We start from the raw sequence: 21,012 nt of genomic DNA on the forward strand, positions 1-21,012 counted from the left end.
AAGTAGCGCGAGGGTTATCGGGGGATTACCTGATCCTTGACGAGAAACTCCCTGAATTTGCTGTGAGAAAAGTCACATTTCACCTATATGCCTCATCCTTCGCATTTCTTCAATCCCTTGGTGCACCTGATTCAGGAGTCCTTCACTGCCCAGGTTCAGTAGATTATGGAACGGAAATAGGGGTTTTCCCTGAATTACAATGTACGAGAAAGGGTCTACAATAGAACTAACATCGTAATACCCTTACTTTAAGATGATCCTAAAAGGTTAATGATAATGATTCCAGTTTACGTACGTTATAATTCCGAAAAAGGAAGTGTCCTCTCATGCATGATGAACTGCCATCCGGCATTCAGGAGATGATCGACGGCCTGCGCCTGAACACATCCAGCGACTTCTGTGGACTTGCCTGTCTGAACGGGACGATGCTACGCTGGAAGTATACCTCCGGGGCTAGTAATGAACGGGTGAAACGCATGGAAATGCGCCCCGGACAAGATCTGGTGGGCACAGCCCTTCGGACTGGACGCACAGCCCGATCTGATGCACAATCCACCGGGGAGCATACACCCGGTCGTTGCCCGTTAATGCTTGCTGAGCGGTTGGTGAGTGCCATAGCGGTACCTGTGTTCCAGGAAGGAAGCGTGCCTGGCGCCGTGCTGCTCGTTGGCAGCAGACTGCCTTGCACCTTCTCACCGGACATGGTCCGGCAGACGGAGCAAGTCGCTCTACATCTTCAGCCGCACGTATATGGATAGCGACATCTGTCTTTAATATGGAAGAAGTCTTGTTATTTCCTTAGGGGAGTACCAAGACTTTTTTTATTATAGTTATTCACAGTGGAGCGAGCCTTAGTCTGTTCACCTGTCTTCACTCATCTGTATACATCGACGTCTCTTACACAGATTGATATAATCGAGTCCATACATCCATATGTTCATAGATAGTATATACAGCTAAGGAGGCCACAGATATGTTTGTACTGACAAATGCCAGTGTTATTCCATGGGAATCCACACAGCACAACAGTGCCATTTCCATAAAAACGCCTTCGTTGGTTACCTGCACAGCGACGGTGAACTATAGATATGGTAATGAACATGGTGTTTTACATAAAGGGCAGTTACTTTTTCTACATTCCCAGTGCTCCCTGGAGCTTATACATATCCCGCCTTCTGCCTTCACCTTGTATCATATCGGTTTTCAGGATTACGCATTAACGGAAGAGAGTCCTGACAAGCGTGTTTATCAGCTTACATCAATGAACTTGCCCTCACATGGTTCGAAGACCGGAGCAAGTCCACAGGTTCTGCGAATGCTCGCAATCATCCAAGAGCTTTCCGAAACGAGGACAGGAAGTGCCCAGACCGAAGAAGCCAGATCCCATTATCTGCTGAGTGAATTGCTCGAATTATTCAAGCTGGCGATTAAACCTTCTACAGAGATGGTAGACAGTATAATTCGTGAAGCACTTCGCTATATTAACCATCACTATGACAGCCATCTCACCCGTGAAGAACTCGCCAGATTAACCGGGTTTAATGCGAGTTACTTCTCGAGGTTCTTTCAAAAACAGGTTGGACGCAGCTTCCAGGCTCACTTGACCCGAGTTCGTATGGACAAGACGAAGCAATATCTGTTGTCTACGCAGGCCACCTTGAATGAAATTGCGCTGCTTGTGGGGTACTCCGATGGTTTATACTTAAGTCGAAAATTCAAACAGTTTACTGGGATTAGCCCAAGTGAATACCGACTACAGCCCCGCGCAAGACGAATTGCTACCGTACAGTACACAGGAGATCTGTTAGCCTTAGGCGTTAAACCCATTGCCGCCTCATTCCTACCCTGGGCGATGTCACCGCTGATCCAAGACGAGTTGCATGATGTGCTGGATTTGGATGAACATGGTGTGGAAGAAATCCTCCGAACTGAACCACCTGATCTGATCATTGCGCCAGATTATCTATACTATTTGCCCCATAAGCTCGAACAACTGGAACAGATTGCTCCGGTTATGGTCCTGCCATGGGACCAGTTAAATCGACTGGAGACCGTTCAACTCATCGGACGAATTATAGGTCGAGAGCAGGCTGCCGAAGACTGGATAGAGCATTACACCGCACTGGTCAGCAGTGAAGCTGAACGACTTGGTGCTGCAATCCAGCCTGATGAAACCGTTGGGTTATATGAACTCTGGGAAGATGGCACGATCTGTATCTGGAATGTAACCGCCAGAGCGGCATACAACGTATACTACGGACTTAATCTTACACCTGCCCCCAATATCCTGCGTGACGTTCTGGAATCCCACAATCATCAGTCTATCCAGGAAGATCAATTGACGGATTATGCGGCAAACCATATGTTTCTCGTGCTTCCCTCACATGAAGGCGGTCTGTATCATGATGCACAAGTCAAACTCAGGGAACGACCATACTGGAACAAGATTATGAATAACGGAAATAGCCGGATATATCCGCTCAAGCTGGAACAATTCTGGTGTAATGATGCGCTGGCTCTGGAAAAGCAGCTTCAGCTTATGGTAGATATCCTGATTCGGGAGAATGGTGAAAAGAACAGGTAACCATTGTCCATGCTCAAGAGGTCACATTTTGAGATGGACGATACTTGTATCCAAAAGCTACGATACTAAGGAGGTTTTATTGAGAAAGATAATCATTATTGATTGGGGAGAAGCAGAATGACAGGGGTTAAATCAAAATGGTGGACTGGGCTTATGTTCCTGGTACTGGTGATTGGAATTATTGGCTGCTCAAGCCAAGCGGATGATACAAGAGAAAATAAAACTTCCTCATCTGTTACTACAGAAGAACAAACGGCAGACAGCGCCGCAGAAACGCAGATCATATCCACCGTTAATGGAGACGTTGAAATACCCACGAACCCGCAGCGGATTGTGACGCAGGGTTACCTCGCTGATTTTCTCGCACTTGGCGTCAAGCCAGTAGGCGCACCGGATTATGAGCTGGAAAGCCCTTATGTGCTTGATCTGATTGAAGGCGTAGCAGACATTGGTCGTATCGACGGCGGTTCAGTCGAAAAAATTCTTTCGCTTGAGCCCGACCTGATCGTCACTGTAGGTGGGGATGAGAAGCTGAATGAGCAATATCGCAAAATCGCACCAACCCTCATCATCCCTTATGGTACATACGACAATGTGCATGAGGAAATCACTGCCTTTGGGGAAATCCTAAACAAACAAAAGGAAGCTGCAGACTGGTTATCCCAATTCGAAGTAAAAGTGAAGTCAGCCAAGGACTCCATTCAAGGGCTGGTCAAGGAAGGTACGACCTTTTCCAACTTCAGTCTCTTTGGTAAGGATTGGTACATCAACGGAGATGGTGTCAACCGCGGTGGACAAGCCATCTACCAACAGCTCGGACTGAAAGCACCAGACATTGTGCAAAAGGAACTGATTGATCAGGATAAAGATACTGTAACTGTATCCGAGGAGAAACTGGCGGATTATGCAGGTGATTATATTTTCCTCGATTTATCCAATGGAGGTTCGCTGGATGAAACATCACCCGTCTGGTCATCCCTGGACGCTGTGAAGAACAATCGAGTGTTTAAGCTGGATGGGGAACGGTTCTGGCCTTATGATCCTCTTGCCGTGGAGGCACAGGTCCAGGAGATTGCCAATATGATTCAGGAACGTTTCGGCCAAACAGAACATTAAGGTTCAATGTTTCTATCCCACAAGTTGAGAGAAAGAAGCTATTCGGAGATTAAAGCTCTGAATGGCTTCTTTTTTTGTTATGATATAGATAGAACTAAGGAAGCGGACAGGGGGAAATCATGTGATTCAACTATTAGTTGTAGACGACCATGTTGTCGTGCGTTCCGGGCTGATCGCCTTACTTGAAGGAAAGAATGATATACATATCGTTGGAGATGCCGCAGATGGCGATGAAGCCATTGCCAAGGCACAAGAGTTGAAGCCAGATGTGGTCTTGATGGATTTCAGCATGCCACCAGGCAAAGACGGTCTGACCGCTACCGCTGAATTGAAGAAATTGATGCCAGATGTATCCATTTTGATACTGACCATGCATGACGATGAAGAATATCTGTTCCGCGCCATCCATGCAGGAGCATCCGGATACATACTCAAAAGTGCGCCGCATGAAGAATTGCTTGCTGCGATTCGTTCCGTAGCAGAGGGTAGCGCCTATCTGTACCCCAGTGCGACCAAGCGGCTGATGAGTGAATACTTGGACAAAGCCAAACAGGAAAACGCCGGACCGTATGACACGTTATCCGAGCGGGAGAAAGAGATTTTGTCCTGGATTGCCAAAGGTTACGCCAACAAGGAAATCGCCGAACATCTGATCATCAGTGTCAAAACGGTCGAATCCCACAAAAGCAATCTGATGGAGAAACTTGGCCTGCGTACACGACCGGAACTGGTGAAGTTCGCCATGAAAAAGGGGTTGCTGAACTTTGAGTAGTGCACGCAAGAACAGACTAAGTGGACTCGCAGACCAGCCCGTACGCCTCCTGCTGAACGAAATCGATAATCACATTACGGATAATGAATTTCGCAGCAGGTTGAAGGGTTCCCTGCATCAACTGAGTGATCTGAAGTTTGCTCTGGATGAGTCCTCCATTGTTGCCCTCACGGACCGCAAAGGGAAAATCCAATATGTTAATGATAAATTCTGTGAAATCTCACAGTATGAGCGTGAGGAACTGATCGGTAAGGATCATCGAATCATTAATTCCGGATACCATGGCAAAAGTTTTATGAAAAACCTGTGGGACACGATATCCTCAGGTAAGGTATGGAACGGGGAAATTCGCAATCGTGCCAGAGATGGCAGTCATTATTGGGTCAACACCACCATCGTGCCTTTCCTTGATAACGACGGCGAGCCATATCAATACCTGGCTGTACGTAGTGAGGTCACCAAGCTGAAATCCGTTGAAGCCGAATTGCAGAAGATGATGTCCCAGGTCATGAATATTCAGGAAGAGGAACGACGCCGAATCTCGCGTGAACTGCATGACGGGATTGGACAGAGTCTCTTCTCTCTGGTGATTCAGATGGATCGCCTGCTGGCAGACCAGCCTCACCCCGGGGTTGAAGCACTTCGTAAACAGGTCACGGGTATTATGGAAGATGTACGCGGTATGGCATGGGAGCTGAGACCATCCGTTCTGGATGACCTGGGTGTTGTTCCGGCGATTCGTACGTATATCGAGAATTACACCCGTCACTACGGGATCGAAGTTGATCTGGAATGTAATTTGCGCAAACGACTGGAGATGAACCGGGAGATAGCCATCTACCGAATTATTCAGGAAGCCTTAACGAATGTCGCGAAGTATGCCGATGTTGCCGAGGCACGTGTTACTATAGAAGACGCTGAGGACATGACGATGGTTATTATTGAAGACCAGGGTGCCGGATTCAGCGAAGCAACTGCTGGCAATGGCGTTGGATTGTTCAGTATGGAAGAGCGTGCCCGTGGTGCAGGAGGAACGTTGAGAGTTATTTCCGAGCCTGGCGAAGGCACGACAGTTACCCTTTTACTGCCCAAGACAGCCCAAGTATAAGCGGACATGCTTCGTATCGTGCTCTTCGCTTCACTTTAGCTACCTATTAACCGGCTGCTCGCTATTGGACTGTGCGAGTGGTCTTTTTTATTTCCGATTGGTCAAAATGACAAAATGAAGGCTCAAAATCGGTTAAATTCAATAATCAAGATAAATAGATTGACTCCAGTTACGATTCGTCATTAAACTATGAATGCCACATACACATTGTATGTTTAGTAAAATTTCATTGTTCATTTCATATAGCGAGAGAAAAGGATGGTCAACATGTCAGAGAAACGCTCCTCCAAAGGAGGAGAAATTCCACAAATGTACAATCTCGACGAGATGGATCGCAAAATCATCGCCGCGCTTCACAAGAACAGCCGGATATCCTACACGGACCTGGGTACACAGATTGGGTTGTCGCGTGTAGCTGTTCAGGCGCGCATTAATGCGTTATCCGAAAAAGGAATCATCGAACGTTTCACCGTGGTGATCAACCCTGGCAAGGTTGGGCTTCAGGTCTCCGCCTTTTTTAATGTCGATGTCGAACCGCCCTTCCTGGATGAAGTCGCTGAGAAACTGGACGAAGAGCCAGCCGTCACCAGCCTTTATCATATGACAGGCCCGAGTACCCTGCACATGCACGGTATTTTTGCGGATATGGAAGAGATGGAGCAGTTCTTGCTGGAGAAGCTCTATAAGATGCCAGGTATCGTCAAAGTGGAATCACAGCTATTGTTGAAACGTTATAAAAGCCGGATGGGCATGAGACTCTAGGAGGAAATCAGCATGGGTTGGAAAGATTACAACGGTCTCGTCATCGGAATGGTACGGACCGGAATTCTCGGATATGGCGGTGGCCCTTCGGTTATTCCGTTAATCCGTTATGAAGCCGTTACGCGTTATAAATGGGTTAGTGATGAGGAGTTCGGCGAGATTTTGGCTATCGCCAACGCCTTGCCGGGTCCCATCGCAACCAAGATGGCCGCATATCTCGGTTATAAAACCAAAGGTGTGCTGGGCGCGATTGTGTCCGTACTCGCTCATATTTTGCCGACAAGCATTGCCATTATTGCTCTGCTCGGTTCCATGTACGCGCTGCGCGAGTCAAAAGTGGTAGCAGGCATGGTAGCCGCCGTGCGGCCGGTCATTTTTGTCATGCTGGGCATGATGGCTTATGAATTTGCCATGAAAGCCTGGAAGGGACTCGGTAAAGTTTTTGCCGCCCTATTCGGCGTGATTGCCTTTGTATTGTTGCAGCTTCTGGATATCCATCCGGGGATTGTGATCGCTGTTTTCCTTGGATATGGTGTCTTCCATCTGGAGCTAGTCCAGCGCTTCAAATCCAAAGGCAAGTCCGATAAGGGGGTGTCCTAAGGATGCTCCAGACATGGTGGGAATTATTTTGGGGATTTTTCGTAGCGAACATCTTGGGATATGGGGGCGGTCCAGCTTCCATTCCACTAATGCAGGAAGAGATTGTGAACCATTACCAATGGATGACCACAGAGCAATTCGGGGATGTACTGGCGATTGGTAATGCCCTTCCCGGCCCCATTGCAACCAAAATCGCTGCATTTGTCGGGTATCACGTGGCAGGCTGGTTTGGGGCATTTATCGCAAGTTTTGCCACGATCGTACCTTCCGCAACGGCATTAATTTTATTACTTCGTCTGTTGAACAAACATCGCACGTCACCAAAAGTCAAAGGTATGACCCTACTCGTGCAGCCGGTTATCGCTGTACTCATGATTCTGCTCACATGGGAATTCGGCCAGCTATCCACCGATTCCATCGGCATCTGGCAGACGTTGATCATTGCAGGCATCTCGCTCTGGGTCATGACCAAGACCAAGCTGCATCCAGCCATTCTAATCGTGATCGCTTTTGCCTATGGTGCGCTGGTACTGTCTCACACGATGTAGTTATAGAACATACAGGGAACGATCCCTGAATAAGACGTTTCAGATTCGTTAGCGCTTGAAGACACGTTCTAGTTTATAGACCAAAAACGGTGATACCAGCTATTAGCTGGCATCACCGTTTTTATTTGTGTGTTTCACGCTCACATTTGGAAAAGCAATTACTTCGCTTCAACCACTACCGTGACTTTGGTTTTCATACCTGCAAATGTCACCGTAATCGTTGCTTTACCTTTGCCGTTCGCCTGAATAACTCCATCTTTCACCGATGCTGTTGCAATACGGGAAGATTTCCAGAGAGCCGGTTTGGATACATTGGCTTCACTGCCATCGGCATACGTTGCAGTTGCCGCCACAGTTACCTTTTCACCAGGTTTCATGGTCAACGTTACTTTATCCGTCTGCAAATATTTCAGTGTATCCACATCTACAGCGATCGTGACAGACTTGCTGCCGTATTTGGCCGTGATTTTGGCTTTACCTGAACCTGTAGCTTTGACTTTACCTTTGGTCACTTGAGCTACTTTGTAACTGTTCGTTTTCCACTCAGCTTTGTCCGTAACATCACGCTCGCTACCATCGCTCAAGATAGCAGTTACTGTCAGATCAGCTGTATCGCCTGATTTCAGGGACAGAGCCGGCTCGGAAGCTTCAATACGTGAGATGACATCCACTTCAACTTGGATCGTCACTTTTTTGGAGCCGTATTCTGCTGTGATGTTGGCTTTACCACTGCTGTTACCCGTGATCACGCCTTTTTTCACATCCGCTACACGTGCATTGCTGGATTTCCAGGTTGCTTCGGATGTAACATCCAACGTGTTGCCGTCCTCATCCGTACCTGTTAGAAGGATCGTCTGAGTTTCTTTGGCAGACAGAACAACGAAGTTCACATCTGCTTCCAGTCCACTAGCCATACCTACTTCAACAGGCAGAGTCAGCGTTTTGCCTTCAATTTTCGCAGTAATGGTTACCTTACCTGTAGCAACACCTGTGATAACCCCTTTGCTATCTACCTCAGCGATTTTGTCGCTGCTGCTGCTCCATGTTGCATCTTCGGATACATCTTTGGATGTTTCACCATACAACGCCAGTACTTTGGCAGAAGTCGTTCCACCAACAGCTACGGATGCTTTTTTCTTATCCATTTCATACTTGTCCGGAACGTCAACATTTACGGTAAACTTAGCTGTTTTACCGCCATAAGTTACAGAGATCGTAGCCGTACCGGATTTGTATGCGATCAGATCACCGTTGGATACATATACAACATCTGCATTGCTTGAAGTCCACGTTGCTTTGGAAGTTACAACTTCTGTGCTTCCATCAATATACTCTGCATTGGCTACCAATGTTTTGGACTTGTTATCACCCGTAACACTCATAGCGAGTTTGTCATTTACATCTTTGATATCCAAATATCTTGCCGTATCTACATCCACAGCAATTTCTACAGTTTTGCCACTATAGGTTGCTTTGATCGTTGTTGAACCTGCACTAATGGCTGTGATCTGTCCCTTGAACACCGTTGCAACTTTCTCGTTGCTGGATGTCCATGTTGCCTGATCCGTTACATTCACATCGCTACTGTTTGGATAAGAAGCCGTTACAACGACATTAGCCGTTTTGGTTGTCTCACTCAAACGGAAGAAAATACTTTGTTTCTCCACACTCAGCTTGCTGGTCAGATCTACATCCACGTCAACGGAAACGGATTTCGTACCGTATTTGGCTGTGATCTTGGCAGAACCTGCCGAGTATCCTGTAATTTCGCCTTTGAGAACGTCTGCGACCTTCTCATTGCTGGATGTCCACTCCGCCAGATCCGTTACATCTTTGGTTGTGCCATCTGGATACGTAGCCGTCACTTTCACACTTTCACTTTTGTTCAACAACAGGTTAACCTGCTGTTTATCTACATCTACACGTTTAACCACTTCAACGTTAACATCCACCGTCACGCTCTGGCTGCCAACTTTCGCAGTAATAACTGCCGTACCTGCGCTTTGTCCAGTTACTTTACCATTCACAACGGTAGCAACCTTCTCATCACTGGTAGACCATTCTGCGGTACTTGCTGCTGCATTATTTGTTTCATTATCACTATACGTTGCTGTCAAAATAATTTCTTTTGTATCTCCCGTGCGCAAATCCAGACTTTGCACGTTTTTCGAAAGGGCTTTGACTTTCTTCGTCACTTTCACTTGAACGGTCTGACTCTGACCCTGGTAAGCTGCGGTAATCGTCGCTGTACCTTCTTTTTTGGCTGTAATTGCGCCATTATATACAGTTGCTATCGAAGCATCACTGGTACTCCAGGATGAACTGATCGTTACGTTTGCCGACGTATTATCAGAATATACACCTGTCACCGTAACGGAACTGGAATCACCAACTTCGAGCGACATCTCATTCTTGGAAACCACAATTTTGGACAGTTCTTTATCTGCCGCAGCGGCCAAGCCTACGTTGGAAATACTCAGCATCAACACCAGCATCATCACCATGTACTTGGTCAATCTTGGCTTTAACATCATTTCCCCCCGATTATCATCATTTTTTTCCTTATGTTTTATGTCGGCAAGTCCTTTCCAGATGTTTAGACTTTCAGGAAATTTTCAGGGAATTCTATGGAAATTAATTTATCTTCTATTCCTGTTTCAACTGATCATACCTGCGTATATTACGCATACCTATGTATATTGACTGTCTTAAACTTCTTTTAACAGGATTGGAGGAAACATAATGCGTCAGCCTTTTGATTACATCGGGTATTGGGAGGAAACATATCGTTCGGGTGAAACTTCTGGGAGGGGTTCATACGGGGTTTTGGCTGAATTCAAGGCCGAGGTCGTGAATGGACTGATTCAACGTGAAGGTATTCATCGTGTCATTGAGTTTGGATGTGGGGATGGCAACCAGTTGCAATACATGAATTATGAGGACTACCTGGGCATGGATGTAGCGGCTTCTTCAGTAAAGCGTTGTGCTTCCCAATTTGCCAAGGATTCTTCCAAGAGTTTCATGCTGTATACACCAGGCCTATGGATTAACCGAGGTTTCCTGCAAGCCGATCTGACGGTCTGTCTGGATGTGTTATATCACATCACGGATGAAACAGATTTTCGCAATACCCTCTATGATATTCTGCACTCCTCAACAGCATGGGTGGTGCTTTACACCCGTTTGAAAGAAAACGGCAACCCGGGGATTGATACAATCCAGGACCGTAATCTGTTCGAATATCTCTTCGACTACCCTGATTTCAAAGTTCATGAGATTATTCCGCAGCGTTATCCAGATCAATCTTCTGCCGACTTTGTCATCCTGAGACGTACGCCTTCGAAGTGAAAATCGATTCTTTCAGTAGGGCCATCCGCCTGTCCGCTCACCTTGATTTTCTATTCAAAGCTCAAACTTAGGTATACTCCGTCTCCAATAGAAGGGATATCGTTCCTAATCCTAGAGACAACCGCACGCGGACAGGTGATGATGGTTTGCTAATGATGCTACTGACAATTACATACTGAATATATAACTGGTTAACTGGTTGAATCTAATGAAATAACTCGAAGGCTTATAACACGAACACAACCCTACTGATCCGTTCTCACCTTCAGTTCCTCTTGTTCATAGCACTCAATTCTTTTTTAAAATAACCCCGCATATCCACGCAGCTTCGCCAGCGCTTCCATATAGAAATAATCGCCGTATATAATCGGCACATTCAGCCCTCGCCCTTCCGGGTAATGCACCGTTCCCTGCATGATCAGACCTTCTTCCGCTGCCGAGTCGCCAGAGCTATAGTGCTCATGCAAGCCGCGGACGATACGCTCTCCCGCGGCGGCATAGGTTTCCCCGCGTGGCGACAGCTTCGCCAGCTCGAGCAACCCGCTCGCGGCAATCGCCGAAGCGGACGAGTCCCACGCCACCTGATGCTCCGCAGGTGCGCGGAAATCCCACACCGGCACGATCTCTTCGCCAAGCATGGCGAGGAAGAAATCGGCCGCACGCTCCGCTGTCTCCAGATATCGGGCTTCGCCCGTATACCGGAAAGACAGCGCAAACCCGTGCAACGCCCAGGCGGTCCCCCGCGCCCAGGCGGAACCTGGAGCATGGCCCTGTCCGCCATGCTCACGCAACTTCTGCCCCGTGTGTGGATCAAACTCCACCACGTGGCAGATGGACCCGTCAGCGCGGATGAATTCGCGCGCCACGGTGTCGGCATGTGCTTCCGCCAGCCAGCGGAAGCGAGGGTCGCCGCTCTGCTCAGATGCCCAGTAGAGCAGCGGCAGGTTCATCATGCTGTCAATGATGGCTACGCCGCGCGTATCCATTGCTGACGAGCTGAAGTTCCAGGCGCGGATGAACTCACCGCGCACGTGGAACCGGGCAGCGAGCAGGTTGGCGGCAAGCATGCCGCGCCGCCGTCCATCCATGCTGCCCGTCTGGCGATAGTTGGCTACGCCACTAAGCAGCCAGATGAACCCCAGATCGTGATCCACCGATTCGGGATCACGCAGACAACCTTCCAGTTGCCGCTCACAGCTTTCGGCAATGCGATGTAGCGGAGCCACCGCTTCACTTTCCGGCGCATCCCCATAGACCAGCCATAACAATCCAGGCCAGAAACCTGCTGTCCACCATTCCGGATCATTTCGATCATACATCCCCTGAGGGGCAATGTGTGGAAATGTATCCTTGATCCGCTTTGCGTTCCGAATCGTTTTGGCAGCACCCTGTTGCCACGCTTCCTCGAGCCATTTTACCGATGTTGATGTGTTCATGAACATATCCCTCCTCGATTCAATACCAGACATCTATGCTTGATGCTCCAGCTCATCCTCAACCTGAACACCTTCATGTGTAACCTCGCCCAATCGGATCGTAAATGACAGACTTTGTGCTCCGCCCAATTCAATCCGTGCTTCCTTCAGCAACCCATTACGTGAAGCCACGGCCTGCTCCTCCAGATGTATAATGGCTCCCTGATCCAGCGCTGTAGATTCTACATATGCCCCGCGATACTCCGTTCGCACACTATGATCCGTGTGGGTAATCACCGCCTGTTCACGACCATCATGGAACATCAACGGAATGAGTGCACCTGCCGCCGCGATCTCACCTTCGAATTCATACGTTATGGTCAGCAAGTCTGCCTGTTGCACATAATGAGTACGCAATGTTTCAATTCCGGGTAATGGACCGACCCATGTCACGGCAAAAGAATTTTCCGAGGCGTTTACCACATCTTCCGCCGCTCTTTCCGCCAAATGCTGCTCCACTTGATTCCGCGTATCATGGTCCACCTTCTCATACACTATAGACCCTCCTCCCTGAGCCGGGTCTAATCCAACGTCACGATCATATGCACCACCGAATGGAATCCCCTCTGCAAGACTGTGCCATACCCCATCTGGTGTCTTCCAGGCAGGACAGTAGCTGAGCGGACGGACCTCCCCTTCAGCAAATTCCGTAAACCCGGCCTGCACATGGCTGGCAGCGGACGGACCAATTAGACTAGGTAACCCCATCTGCTGAATCCGTACCAAACCAGGGATCGTATACGGATCATTCATCGCCGTGTGTAATACCAGTTGCTGACCAGGTATGGAAGCAATCACAGTTTCAAACCACCCATCGGTCTGCAAAACCCGGCTGCCCACCTCGGAAGGAAGGTACACTTCGCCCACATCGTCTCCCGGATCACTGAGACAAGCGTGAGCCAGCGCTGCTGCCGTCCACAGGTTGTAACAGGTGTGGTTGGTATAGATTTCATACCCGTGCCGATCTTCTGGCGCGTATTCATTGCGTACAATTTTCAGACGCCCATCATCCATCTTCCAGCGCTCCACTGCAGCAAAACACCGATTAGCCGCACGTGCAAAAGCACCCGCCATCACCGGATCTCCCACCTCCAGAGCCTGCGTTGCATGTGTGGAACATACATAAGCTGCGGCCGCTTCATTCCACTGGTGCTGGGAGCTGCGACCACGCGGCGGAATCTCACCTAGCGGCGAGAGCGTCAGTAGCAAGCTGAAGGCACCATGGCGCAGCTGCTCACGCAACCTATCGGCAGTGGCACCTTCGTAACCAGCTTCAAGCATCACCCCAAGGTGATAACGGGTAGCAATATCATAGGAAAATGGACAATTCGGACGATCCAGCGGTCCATCCTGATACAATCCGAGTGCTGTAAATCGGGGCACATGATAGGCTTCCAGATAACGATCCATCCACGTTGTACCCTCATTCGCCAGCTGTTCATGCCACCGCAGATACTCGCCAGAGATCATAATGGCGTTCCAGTTAATCATGCGATTGGGATTGTTCATCTTGCTCATCGTAAATACATAATCTTGTTCTGGATCAATCGTCTTGAGTGCCTCAGCCCAGATCTTTGCTTGTTCAGGCAGGTGTGACTTCAACAACATATAAGCTCTCATCATGAGTACAGGAAAAAAATCAGGGTGATTGTCGGGTGCACTACGTTTGACCACGGCATCAATGCTCTGTGACAGGGCTGCCGCTGCGGATTGGAGCAGATCTGTACGCCCTGCGTCAACCAGAACCGCCGCAGCCATCGCATAGGCTGGTGTAGAATAATATCTCTCCACACCCGAGAACGGGTCGATAATTGCACCCTGGCTGTCCTGATAAGGTGTGTAAGCGCGAACAACACTCTCAACAAGTGCCAACTTGCGCTCCCTATTCCAGCCGTCTGCCGGAGGGGGGCCCGCTTGTTCTGCCAATGTGCGGTAATGTTCGAGTTCATCTTTCCATGGATACGTGGACGCGGATGTATATTTACTCATGCATGCTCACCTCGGTTTCTACCATTTTCGGTTCAATGATGAAGCGTACCTCGCATACTGTTTCAATCAGATCAGAACTTTCTATGCAAACATCCGTCTCATCGATCACACCTGTCCATGATAGTGACGTTCGATAGAATTTGACTGGTACATTATCATGATCAACTGTGTCTATTGCCTCCGTAAGGACTTGCCACTGGTTCGCATCATACGTCATATGGACCGTTCCATGTACGCCTTGCCAGCGAAGATTACCGCTCTTCACCACTTCAGGCTGTACTCTACTCATCCATCGTTCAACAACACTTGAAAACTCTGCATGTGAATCTGAATTATCCACCGAAGATGATCGATCAGCCAAAGACACCATCCTGTTCTTCCATTGAAAACGGTCAATCAGACGCAATTCCGCTCCATTCCCGCTACCGTCAGAAGCCATCTTCCAATAAAATTGGCGCGTATAACGAGCCAGTGAAGCAGCTCCAGAGTAAGCGGATGTCAGATCCAATGTTGTATTCAGCTCACCGCCACCCTCTGCCAGCTTCCCCTCTAACACATGGGCTTGCGCTTGCCGGCCCGAGCTTTGCTCCTGGCCTTCAATGAGCGGAACGTTATGCCCGGATGATGAGATGTGTAACAACTGCTCTCTGCCTGGCGCAAAATACGCTTGGGTATACAACCCTGCTCCTGAATCACACAGAATATTCTCACCACCGCAATGGATAATGAACTGTCCCAGATCATTATGGTTGTGAGGTTCATCGTTATGTCCGCCTTTAACGGAAATAGCCACCTGAAGAGGTCCGCCATTTGTACGTTTTGTATCTGGAGTATCGAGTGATCCTTTTGCAATCATCCAGCCCAGATTTTGAAAAATAAATCCCCGTTCAGCCTGCGCAGAGGCACCTTCATCACCGTATACTGCCGGATCGCTCCACATCACGTTCCTCAATAGATGGGCCCAGCGATGACAGGGATCATCAGTAAGCAGTGGAATATGAAACGGAAGATCTATCTGCAACCCAACCCGGGACGCGAGTAGGGAGAGTAATCCAGAAGGGATCTCTTCCTGCTCGGCACTGTCCGAATAATTCACATATGTGCCGCCCGACAGATGAACTCGCAGCGGAAAAGCCGCGATGTCTGCGATTTTGGGACCCGCCAGCAGATCTAGTTCGCCCTCACTGTACTCACGAAGCATCTCGGCATAATAGGTGAAATAACCAAAGCCATATACCCAATATCCAATGCCTTCGGCACAGCCGCCATCCTCGCCATATCCGCTCAAGAATGCGTTCATACAGCTGACCGTATGGGAGACAGATTTCCGTAGTGTGAACTCATCCTCGAGCAGCAACAACGCGGCCATGCCACAGCACCCACCACAGACCGCCGACCAGTTGTGATCCGCTGTCTGCCAGTGGAACTTCCGTTGCTCCCGGTAAAGCGGAGTGAAGATTCGCCGCTCTGCTTCAGACCTGATCCGCTCTATGACAAGGCGATCCAGCAGCTCGGCATGAATGGTCACAATCTCGGCCAGCATATGCACTGTCTCTGCGGCGAACAGATCGATGTTCCCATTCACCTGGTTGACCTCGCCCGTACCCAGATGCGCGGGCAAACACCACGTATACTCACCACACACGTCCCACAACATTTCTTCCAGCGCTTGCAGTGAATCCGGCCTAGCCGTGTCCAAGGCGAGCATCGCCACAGCAGCAAGTCTGCCTCTTCGATCGAAATAAGCCTCTTCATAGGCTTTGCGCTCACCCGTATCGCTGAACTGTCGATATAGACGGAACGACAAGGAAGGCATCGGTTCTTTCAAGGCACGTTCAGCGTAAGCCTTCAAGTCTGTGTATAACGTAGCCAATTCAGGCCGGGATAACTTCTCTAAGAGTCTGTCTGCACTTAGATAGCTCAATACTTTGCTCTCATTCCCACGTTGGTTTATATTTTCATTTTCGACTTCGTGAATGGAATCTTCCACTGGATTCACCACTCTTTGTTAATGGATTGTCATATCAATATTATAATGTAATCGATTTCATTTTACCGGATATGATAGCACTTTTGAAGAATTATCCATTAGAACCCTTTCCACGACGTTACACCCTTCTCCTTCCCAACACCAAAAAACGAAGAACCTTCGTCAGGTCCTCCGTTGCATTCTGCCTGTCACTACAGGCTTTTTATGGCTATCTCATATTCTTAACTATCTTATATCCTCAACTAATCCTGTATACCTATAATGCTGTTGCCCATATTGTAACTGTCCGCTGTTGTTATTACACAATCGCAAGCGAAGAATTCTGTACAACAGACAACCATTGGCGTGCAATCAGCTCATGACCTGCTGCGGTTGGATGTACGCCATCCCATAACCAGTACGCTGCATCCGCCTGTTTCAGAGCGTCATTAAACGTCTGCTGTAATGGCACCCACACAGCGCCGAATTCTTCAGCAAGACCTTGGGCCAGTTTCTGATATTGACCGATATACTCTTCCCAGGCTTCCCATTTCTCCGCGGTCGCTCCTGTTCTCAGAATAAACGGCTCCATCAAAATCAGCCCCGTATCCGGCATCACTTCCCGAGTTTCTTCGAGCAAATGGCGATACGCCCGTCCGAAACGATCCGTTACCCCGCTAGGTTCACCATTCATCGTGCGCCATGCATCATTAACCCCAATCAGGATGCTGATCAGGTCCGGTTTCAGACTAATTGTATCCTCATTCCAGCGTGCGTACAGATCGGATGCCCGATCTCCGCTGATACCTCTGTTATAAAATGTCTTATCCTTGCCCGCGAGTTCCATACCCAGTTTGCTGGAGATCAGATACGCATATCCGTGTCCGAGAAAATGATTCGGATCATCATTGCGTGATCTTCCCCCATCTGTAATCGAGTCTCCCTGAAACAATATAACGGATGGACTAGTACTCATGATTGAAATCGTTCCTTCCTCTTGTGCAAAATGGAAATACTGAACACCTCAGTCTCCATTTTATCCCTTTCGGTCACAATAGAAAATAGCGTTTTCATCACTATATAAGTTGAACTACTATATTTACACTGACACTACGATGACAGAACAACCTTCCAATCGCTGTCATCGAAGTGGTTAGTGTAAATATTCCTTAGCTCAACTATCCGATCCAATATCGCAGTATCATCATAGCCACAATACCGACCAATACGGTTCCAAGCAGACTGCGTGTCCAGATCGCTACTGCAATCGTAGGCAGGGAAGCCCACAGAGCTGCATTTTGCGTAATCGGCACTAACTGGTTGTCTGACATGAAGAGTTCCTGACCAATCAGTGCTGCCATGACCGCTACGGGTACATACTCCAGCCAGCGTAACAACCACATTGGAATCTGTATCTTGCTGAACAGCATCAGTGGCAGTACACGCGGGATAAATGTTAATAGCGCCGAGCCCATAATAATCCAGAATACATCCCATCTTACTTCCATCGTTCCATGAACACTCCCATCGTTGCCGCAATGACCGCAGCCACAATGACACTCATGCTGCCAAGTGAAGCCATGCTGGCGAAGATTACACAGACCACGGCGATAATAGCCACATTAATGTGTATTTTTTTGTTTTTACGATGCACCAACTGCAGTACAACCAGTCCGATAAACATCGCTGGCAGGGCATAATCCAGACCCAGCCGTTCCGGGTTGGTAATCCAGCGTCCAAAGTATGCTCCCGCCATATTAGCCACGAACCAGTTCAGGTACGCAGTAATATTCAGACCATGCATCCAGCGTTCACTGAGCCTTCCTCTGCCAATCGCACGTGTCATCGCTACGCCAAAAGACTCATCCGTAAGCAATGAACCAATCCACATATTTTTAAGCGGGGTCAGATGCCGAAAATACGGCGATACAGCTGCGCTGAGCAGCAAATGGCGAAGATTCACAAAAAATATGGTGAACATGATGGCTACTGCTGACCCATTCGATGCGAGCATGCCTGCTGCAATGAACTGAGCCGATCCTGCATATAAAATCAGGCTGAGCAGAGCTGTTTCCGCCAGACTCAGACCTGCGGTCATTTCAATGACACCCGCTGCAAAACCAATACTCAAATAACCAAGCAGGGTTGGGATACAATCTTTGACCCCCTGCATGAATGTAGCCTGATCCTGGACCTCTTCCATGTTCTCCTGTCCAGATATCTGTAGTGTACTTTGGTCCAACTGCGGTACAACCCCTCTCCAATTTCTGTCTCCATAAACCGATATATATGGATGTAGATTCATCCAGGTACATTCTCCATGAAAACAACTTTTTTATGTATTCAACATGACCAGGTACATGCGTTATGGATTTCGCAATCTGCAGTATTCACTTCACATTAATCTAGAAATATACCACAAGATGTGCACTAAGGGAGAGACAGTTTAATTTTTATAGAACAGATGTGATCCTAAATACCTATAAAATCAAAAAAATTTTCGTGAAACTCATAAAAAATGTTGAATAAACTCGAATTTTGTCATACGATAGCACCAGAAACTTCTGGAAAGAATGGAATGAAATATCTTTTAACAGTTGGACTTGTCCACTAGACATGGGGATGAGTTACACAGAGGGGGAATGTGTATGAAAAAGATTCGTAAACAAGGGGCCAAGAGAACGATGCAGATGAGAGAGAAACTGATTTTGTCATTTGCCATCGTGCTACTCATTCCAACAATCAGTCTGGGCATTATCTCTTTCCAAACAGCCGAAGCCAAGGTTGAAGAGAAAATGTATGAGAACGCGATCAGCAGTGTTACGGTGCTCAACCAGACCATTGACCAGATCATTGGTGCAACACGCAAAAATGTTGATTTCCTGGCAAGTCAGCTGGACGCAGGCAATGTCGGACCTAATCAGGGTGACGAAACGGAGACCATCCGTACCTTGCTCGACGCGTATAAGGAAACCCATGATGACGTGGAACTTGCCTCCATCGGCACTGATCAGGGCGTGTATATTAACTCCCCTGTAACTGCGGTGAACAAAGAAGGTTATGACCCGCGCGAACGCCCGTGGTATCAGGCTGCTACACAGAACAAAGATGTCCCTACCGTAATCACCCCCTACATATCAAGCAATACCGGCAATGTTGTTGCTTCGGTAGCTCAGACCTCAGCGGATGGCCATGGTGTCGTCTCTGTCAGCCTATCGCTTGAAGCTCTCTCGAAGACGGTTAATTCCACAAAGATTGGCGAGAAGGGTTATATCTATATCATTGATAATGCGAATAAAATCATTGTACATCCTACCGAAAAACCGGGGACCGAAGGAACCATGGCACCCTATAAAGATATTTTTGCACAGAAAAACGGAAGTCTGACTTATACGCTAAATGGAAACCAGGAACACGCCTTTTTCTCCACCAATGAAACGACGGGTTGGACCGTGGTTGGTGTCATTGACAGTGGGGAAGTGACGGCTTCTGTCCGTCCAATCCTATACACCACACTTATTGTTGTAGCGATTGCAATTGCGGTAAGCTCCATCATTATTTTCTGGATTGTGCAATCCATCACCAAACCACTGAACCGCTTGGTGAAGGCATCTGACGAAATTAGTAATGGTAATCTGACCATCGAGGTTGCTGTATTGGGACAGGATGAATTTGGCAAGCTGAGCACCAGCTTCAATAAAATGAGCGAATCCCTGCGAACCGTTATTCAGGACGTGCGACACACGGCTGACGAGTTAACCGCCTCATCTACACAATTGGCAGTCAACTCATCGGAGACAACCAAAGCAACAGAGCAAGTCGCCTTAATCACGGAAGAATCCGCAGCTGGACTTGAGAAACAAACAAGCAGCCTGAAACATACGGCACTACAAATGAATGAGCTTGCTGGAGGTGTAGGACAGGTAACGAACAGCACACAGCAAGTATCCGAAGCTGCCATGCAAGCAAGTGAGCTCGCGGATAAAGGGAATGCCACCATGCAGACGGCCGTATCCGAGATGAGTTCCGTGAGTCGCTTTGTGCAAGGTATGGCAGATACTGCTGGACGACTTGAACAGCATTCCACATCGATTGGTGAGATGGTATCTGTCATTACAGATATCGCTGCACAGACCAATTTGCTTGCTCTCAATGCTTCCATTGAAGCAGCTCGTGCAGGTGAGCATGGGCGTGGCTTCTCCGTTGTTGCCAGCGAAGTCCGCAAGCTGGCGGAACAATCCAGCCTTTCAGGCCAGAAGATTGTAGAGATGGTCGGAGCGATTCAACAGGAGATTTCCATGGCCAATCACAATGTACAGATCGGGCAACAGGATGTAAGTAACGGCATTCGTGCCGTTCAGTTTGCAGATGAAGCTTTTGCCCAGATTAGTGAGGCTGTTGGGGTCGTCAATCATCAGCTTGAGAACATTGCAGCTGCCTCACAACAGATGTCTGCAAGTACAGCCGAAGTGGTGCAATCCATTGATCAGATCCACGCGATATCGGAAACCAATGCCGATGGAACGGAGAACATCTCTGCTGCTACGGAGGAGCAAGTGGCTTCCATGCAGGAGATATCATCCTCTGCTGACTCACTCGCACATCTGGCTCACAAGCTGCAGAAGCTGGTGGAACAATTCAAGCTGTAATCGTTGAACGAAAGATTGTTTACACTAACACTACGGTGACAGAATAATCTGCCAATCGCTGCTTTCGTACAGAAGATTAGTCCAACTTATTT

General features: G+C 48.2%; 17 protein-coding genes. 10 read left to right on the forward strand and 7 right to left on the reverse strand.

The genetic code is table 11. The annotated features are described in order from the left end of the window. The first annotated feature begins 326 nt into the window (after nt 1–326). The 8 genes from MKX68_RS09100 to MKX68_RS09135 all read left to right on the forward strand — a co-directional run bounded on the left by MKX68_RS09100 (nt 327) and on the right by MKX68_RS09135 (nt 7,490). Nucleotides 327–758: a GAF domain-containing protein gene (locus tag MKX68_RS09100; protein ID WP_340910970.1), complete on the forward strand. Its 432-nt coding sequence runs from the start codon at nt 327–329 to the stop codon at nt 756–758. A gap of 215 nt (nt 759–973) precedes the next feature. Beyond that, nucleotides 974–2,584: an AraC family transcriptional regulator gene (locus MKX68_RS09105; RefSeq protein ID WP_340910972.1), complete on the forward strand. Its 1,611-nt coding sequence runs from the start codon at nt 974–976 to the stop codon at nt 2,582–2,584. 117 nt (nt 2,585–2,701) lie between these two features. Continuing rightward, nucleotides 2,702–3,700, forward strand: coding sequence for an ABC transporter substrate-binding protein (locus MKX68_RS09110; protein WP_091038061.1), 999 nt, complete (start codon nt 2,702–2,704; stop codon nt 3,698–3,700). 121 nt (nt 3,701–3,821) lie between these two features. Beyond that, nucleotides 3,822–4,472, forward strand: a complete 651-nt coding sequence (locus MKX68_RS09115) for a response regulator (RefSeq protein ID WP_017691068.1) — start codon at nt 3,822–3,824, stop codon at nt 4,470–4,472. Then, nucleotides 4,465–5,580 (forward strand): PAS domain-containing sensor histidine kinase, encoded by a 1,116-nt coding sequence (locus MKX68_RS09120; protein ID WP_340910975.1) that lies wholly within the window; start codon nt 4,465–4,467, stop codon nt 5,578–5,580. Before MKX68_RS09115 ends, MKX68_RS09120 begins: the two co-directional genes overlap by 8 nt. A gap of 267 nt (nt 5,581–5,847) precedes the next feature. Further along, nucleotides 5,848–6,342 carry an Lrp/AsnC family transcriptional regulator gene (locus MKX68_RS09125; protein ID WP_062837151.1) on the forward strand — a complete coding sequence of 165 codons (495 nt, stop codon included), beginning with the start codon at nt 5,848–5,850 and terminating at the stop codon, nt 6,340–6,342. Nucleotides 6,343–6,354: 12 nt separating this feature from the next. Next, on the forward strand, nt 6,355–6,942 hold the full coding sequence (locus tag MKX68_RS09130; RefSeq protein ID WP_074093159.1) for a chromate transporter: 588 nt from the start codon (nt 6,355–6,357) through the stop codon (nt 6,940–6,942). A gap of 2 nt (nt 6,943–6,944) precedes the next feature. Then, on the forward strand, nt 6,945–7,490 hold the full coding sequence (locus MKX68_RS09135; RefSeq protein ID WP_145152194.1) for a chromate transporter: 546 nt from the start codon (nt 6,945–6,947) through the stop codon (nt 7,488–7,490). A gap of 158 nt (nt 7,491–7,648) precedes the next feature. Here MKX68_RS09135 and MKX68_RS09140 read toward each other — a convergent pair whose 3' ends face one another. After that, the gene (locus MKX68_RS09140; RefSeq protein WP_340910983.1) at nt 7,649–10,021 is read right to left on the reverse strand and encodes an Ig-like domain-containing protein; all 2,373 of its coding nucleotides are present in this window, start codon (nt 10,019–10,021) and stop codon (nt 7,649–7,651) included. A gap of 211 nt (nt 10,022–10,232) precedes the next feature. On the opposite strand from MKX68_RS09140, the gene MKX68_RS09145 reads away from it, so the two are divergent. Then, nucleotides 10,233–10,838, forward strand: coding sequence for a class I SAM-dependent methyltransferase (locus MKX68_RS09145; protein WP_340910985.1), 606 nt, complete (start codon nt 10,233–10,235; stop codon nt 10,836–10,838). 299 nt (nt 10,839–11,137) lie between these two features. On the opposite strand, the gene MKX68_RS09150 is transcribed toward MKX68_RS09145, so the two are convergent. The 6 genes from MKX68_RS09150 to MKX68_RS09175 all read right to left on the reverse strand — a co-directional run bounded on the left by MKX68_RS09150 (nt 11,138) and on the right by MKX68_RS09175 (nt 18,474). Further along, nucleotides 11,138–12,274, reverse strand: coding sequence for a glycoside hydrolase family 88 protein (locus MKX68_RS09150; protein WP_340910988.1), 1,137 nt, complete (start codon nt 12,272–12,274; stop codon nt 11,138–11,140). 33 nt (nt 12,275–12,307) lie between these two features. Then, complete coding sequence (locus tag MKX68_RS09155) at nt 12,308–14,302, reverse strand: glycosyl hydrolase (protein ID WP_340910990.1); 1,995 nt, start codon at nt 14,300–14,302, stop codon at nt 12,308–12,310. Next, nucleotides 14,295–16,292 (reverse strand): heparinase II/III domain-containing protein, encoded by a 1,998-nt coding sequence (locus tag MKX68_RS09160; protein ID WP_340910991.1) that lies wholly within the window; start codon nt 16,290–16,292, stop codon nt 14,295–14,297. Before MKX68_RS09160 ends, MKX68_RS09155 begins: the two co-directional genes overlap by 8 nt. A 298-nt stretch (nt 16,293–16,590) precedes the next feature. Beyond that, nucleotides 16,591–17,247: an SGNH/GDSL hydrolase family protein gene (locus MKX68_RS09165; RefSeq protein WP_340910994.1), complete on the reverse strand. Its 657-nt coding sequence runs from the start codon at nt 17,245–17,247 to the stop codon at nt 16,591–16,593. 202 nt (nt 17,248–17,449) lie between these two features. Continuing rightward, a complete protein-coding gene (locus tag MKX68_RS09170; protein ID WP_076319591.1) occupies nt 17,450–17,779 on the reverse strand; it encodes an AzlD domain-containing protein in 330 nt (109 codons plus the stop codon). Further along, complete coding sequence (locus MKX68_RS09175) at nt 17,770–18,474, reverse strand: AzlC family ABC transporter permease (protein ID WP_340915347.1); 705 nt, start codon at nt 18,472–18,474, stop codon at nt 17,770–17,772. Before MKX68_RS09175 ends, MKX68_RS09170 begins: the two co-directional genes overlap by 10 nt. A 445-nt stretch (nt 18,475–18,919) precedes the next feature. On the opposite strand from MKX68_RS09175, the gene MKX68_RS09180 reads away from it, so the two are divergent. Then, complete coding sequence (locus MKX68_RS09180; protein WP_339786977.1) at nt 18,920–20,920, forward strand: methyl-accepting chemotaxis protein; 2,001 nt, start codon at nt 18,920–18,922, stop codon at nt 20,918–20,920. The last annotated feature ends 92 nt before the right edge of the window (nt 20,921–21,012 follow it).

This window comes from Paenibacillus sp. FSL M8-0212, from assembly GCF_038004645.1.
GTDB lineage: Bacteria > Bacillota > Bacilli > Paenibacillales > Paenibacillaceae > Paenibacillus.

Bases quoted from the DNA above. Each gene is read 5' to 3' on its own strand.
- MKX68_RS09150 (WP_340910988.1), bottom strand. From the start codon at position 12,274: ATGAACACATCAACATCGGTAAAATGGCTCGAGGAAGCGTGGCAACAG.
- MKX68_RS09105 (WP_340910972.1), top strand. From the start codon at position 974: ATGTTTGTACTGACAAATGCCAGTGTTATTCCATGGGAATCCACACAG.
- MKX68_RS09140 (WP_340910983.1), bottom strand. From the start codon at position 10,021: ATGTTAAAGCCAAGATTGACCAAGTACATGGTGATGATGCTGGTGTTG.
- MKX68_RS09170 (WP_076319591.1), bottom strand. From the start codon at position 17,779: ATGGAAGTAAGATGGGATGTATTCTGGATTATTATGGGCTCGGCGCTA.
- MKX68_RS09165 (WP_340910994.1), bottom strand. From the start codon at position 17,247: ATGAGTACTAGTCCATCCGTTATATTGTTTCAGGGAGACTCGATTACA.
- MKX68_RS09135 (WP_145152194.1), top strand. From the start codon at position 6,945: ATGCTCCAGACATGGTGGGAATTATTTTGGGGATTTTTCGTAGCGAAC.
- MKX68_RS09125 (WP_062837151.1), top strand. From the start codon at position 5,848: ATGTCAGAGAAACGCTCCTCCAAAGGAGGAGAAATTCCACAAATGTAC.
- MKX68_RS09100 (WP_340910970.1), top strand. From the start codon at position 327: ATGCATGATGAACTGCCATCCGGCATTCAGGAGATGATCGACGGCCTG.
- MKX68_RS09145 (WP_340910985.1), top strand. From the start codon at position 10,233: ATGCGTCAGCCTTTTGATTACATCGGGTATTGGGAGGAAACATATCGT.
- MKX68_RS09110 (WP_091038061.1), top strand. From the start codon at position 2,702: ATGACAGGGGTTAAATCAAAATGGTGGACTGGGCTTATGTTCCTGGTA.
- MKX68_RS09180 (WP_339786977.1), top strand. From the start codon at position 18,920: ATGAAAAAGATTCGTAAACAAGGGGCCAAGAGAACGATGCAGATGAGA.
- MKX68_RS09155 (WP_340910990.1), bottom strand. From the start codon at position 14,302: ATGAGTAAATATACATCCGCGTCCACGTATCCATGGAAAGATGAACTC.
- MKX68_RS09175 (WP_340915347.1), bottom strand. From the start codon at position 18,474: ATGGAAGAGGTCCAGGATCAGGCTACATTCATGCAGGGGGTCAAAGAT.
- MKX68_RS09130 (WP_074093159.1), top strand. From the start codon at position 6,355: ATGGGTTGGAAAGATTACAACGGTCTCGTCATCGGAATGGTACGGACC.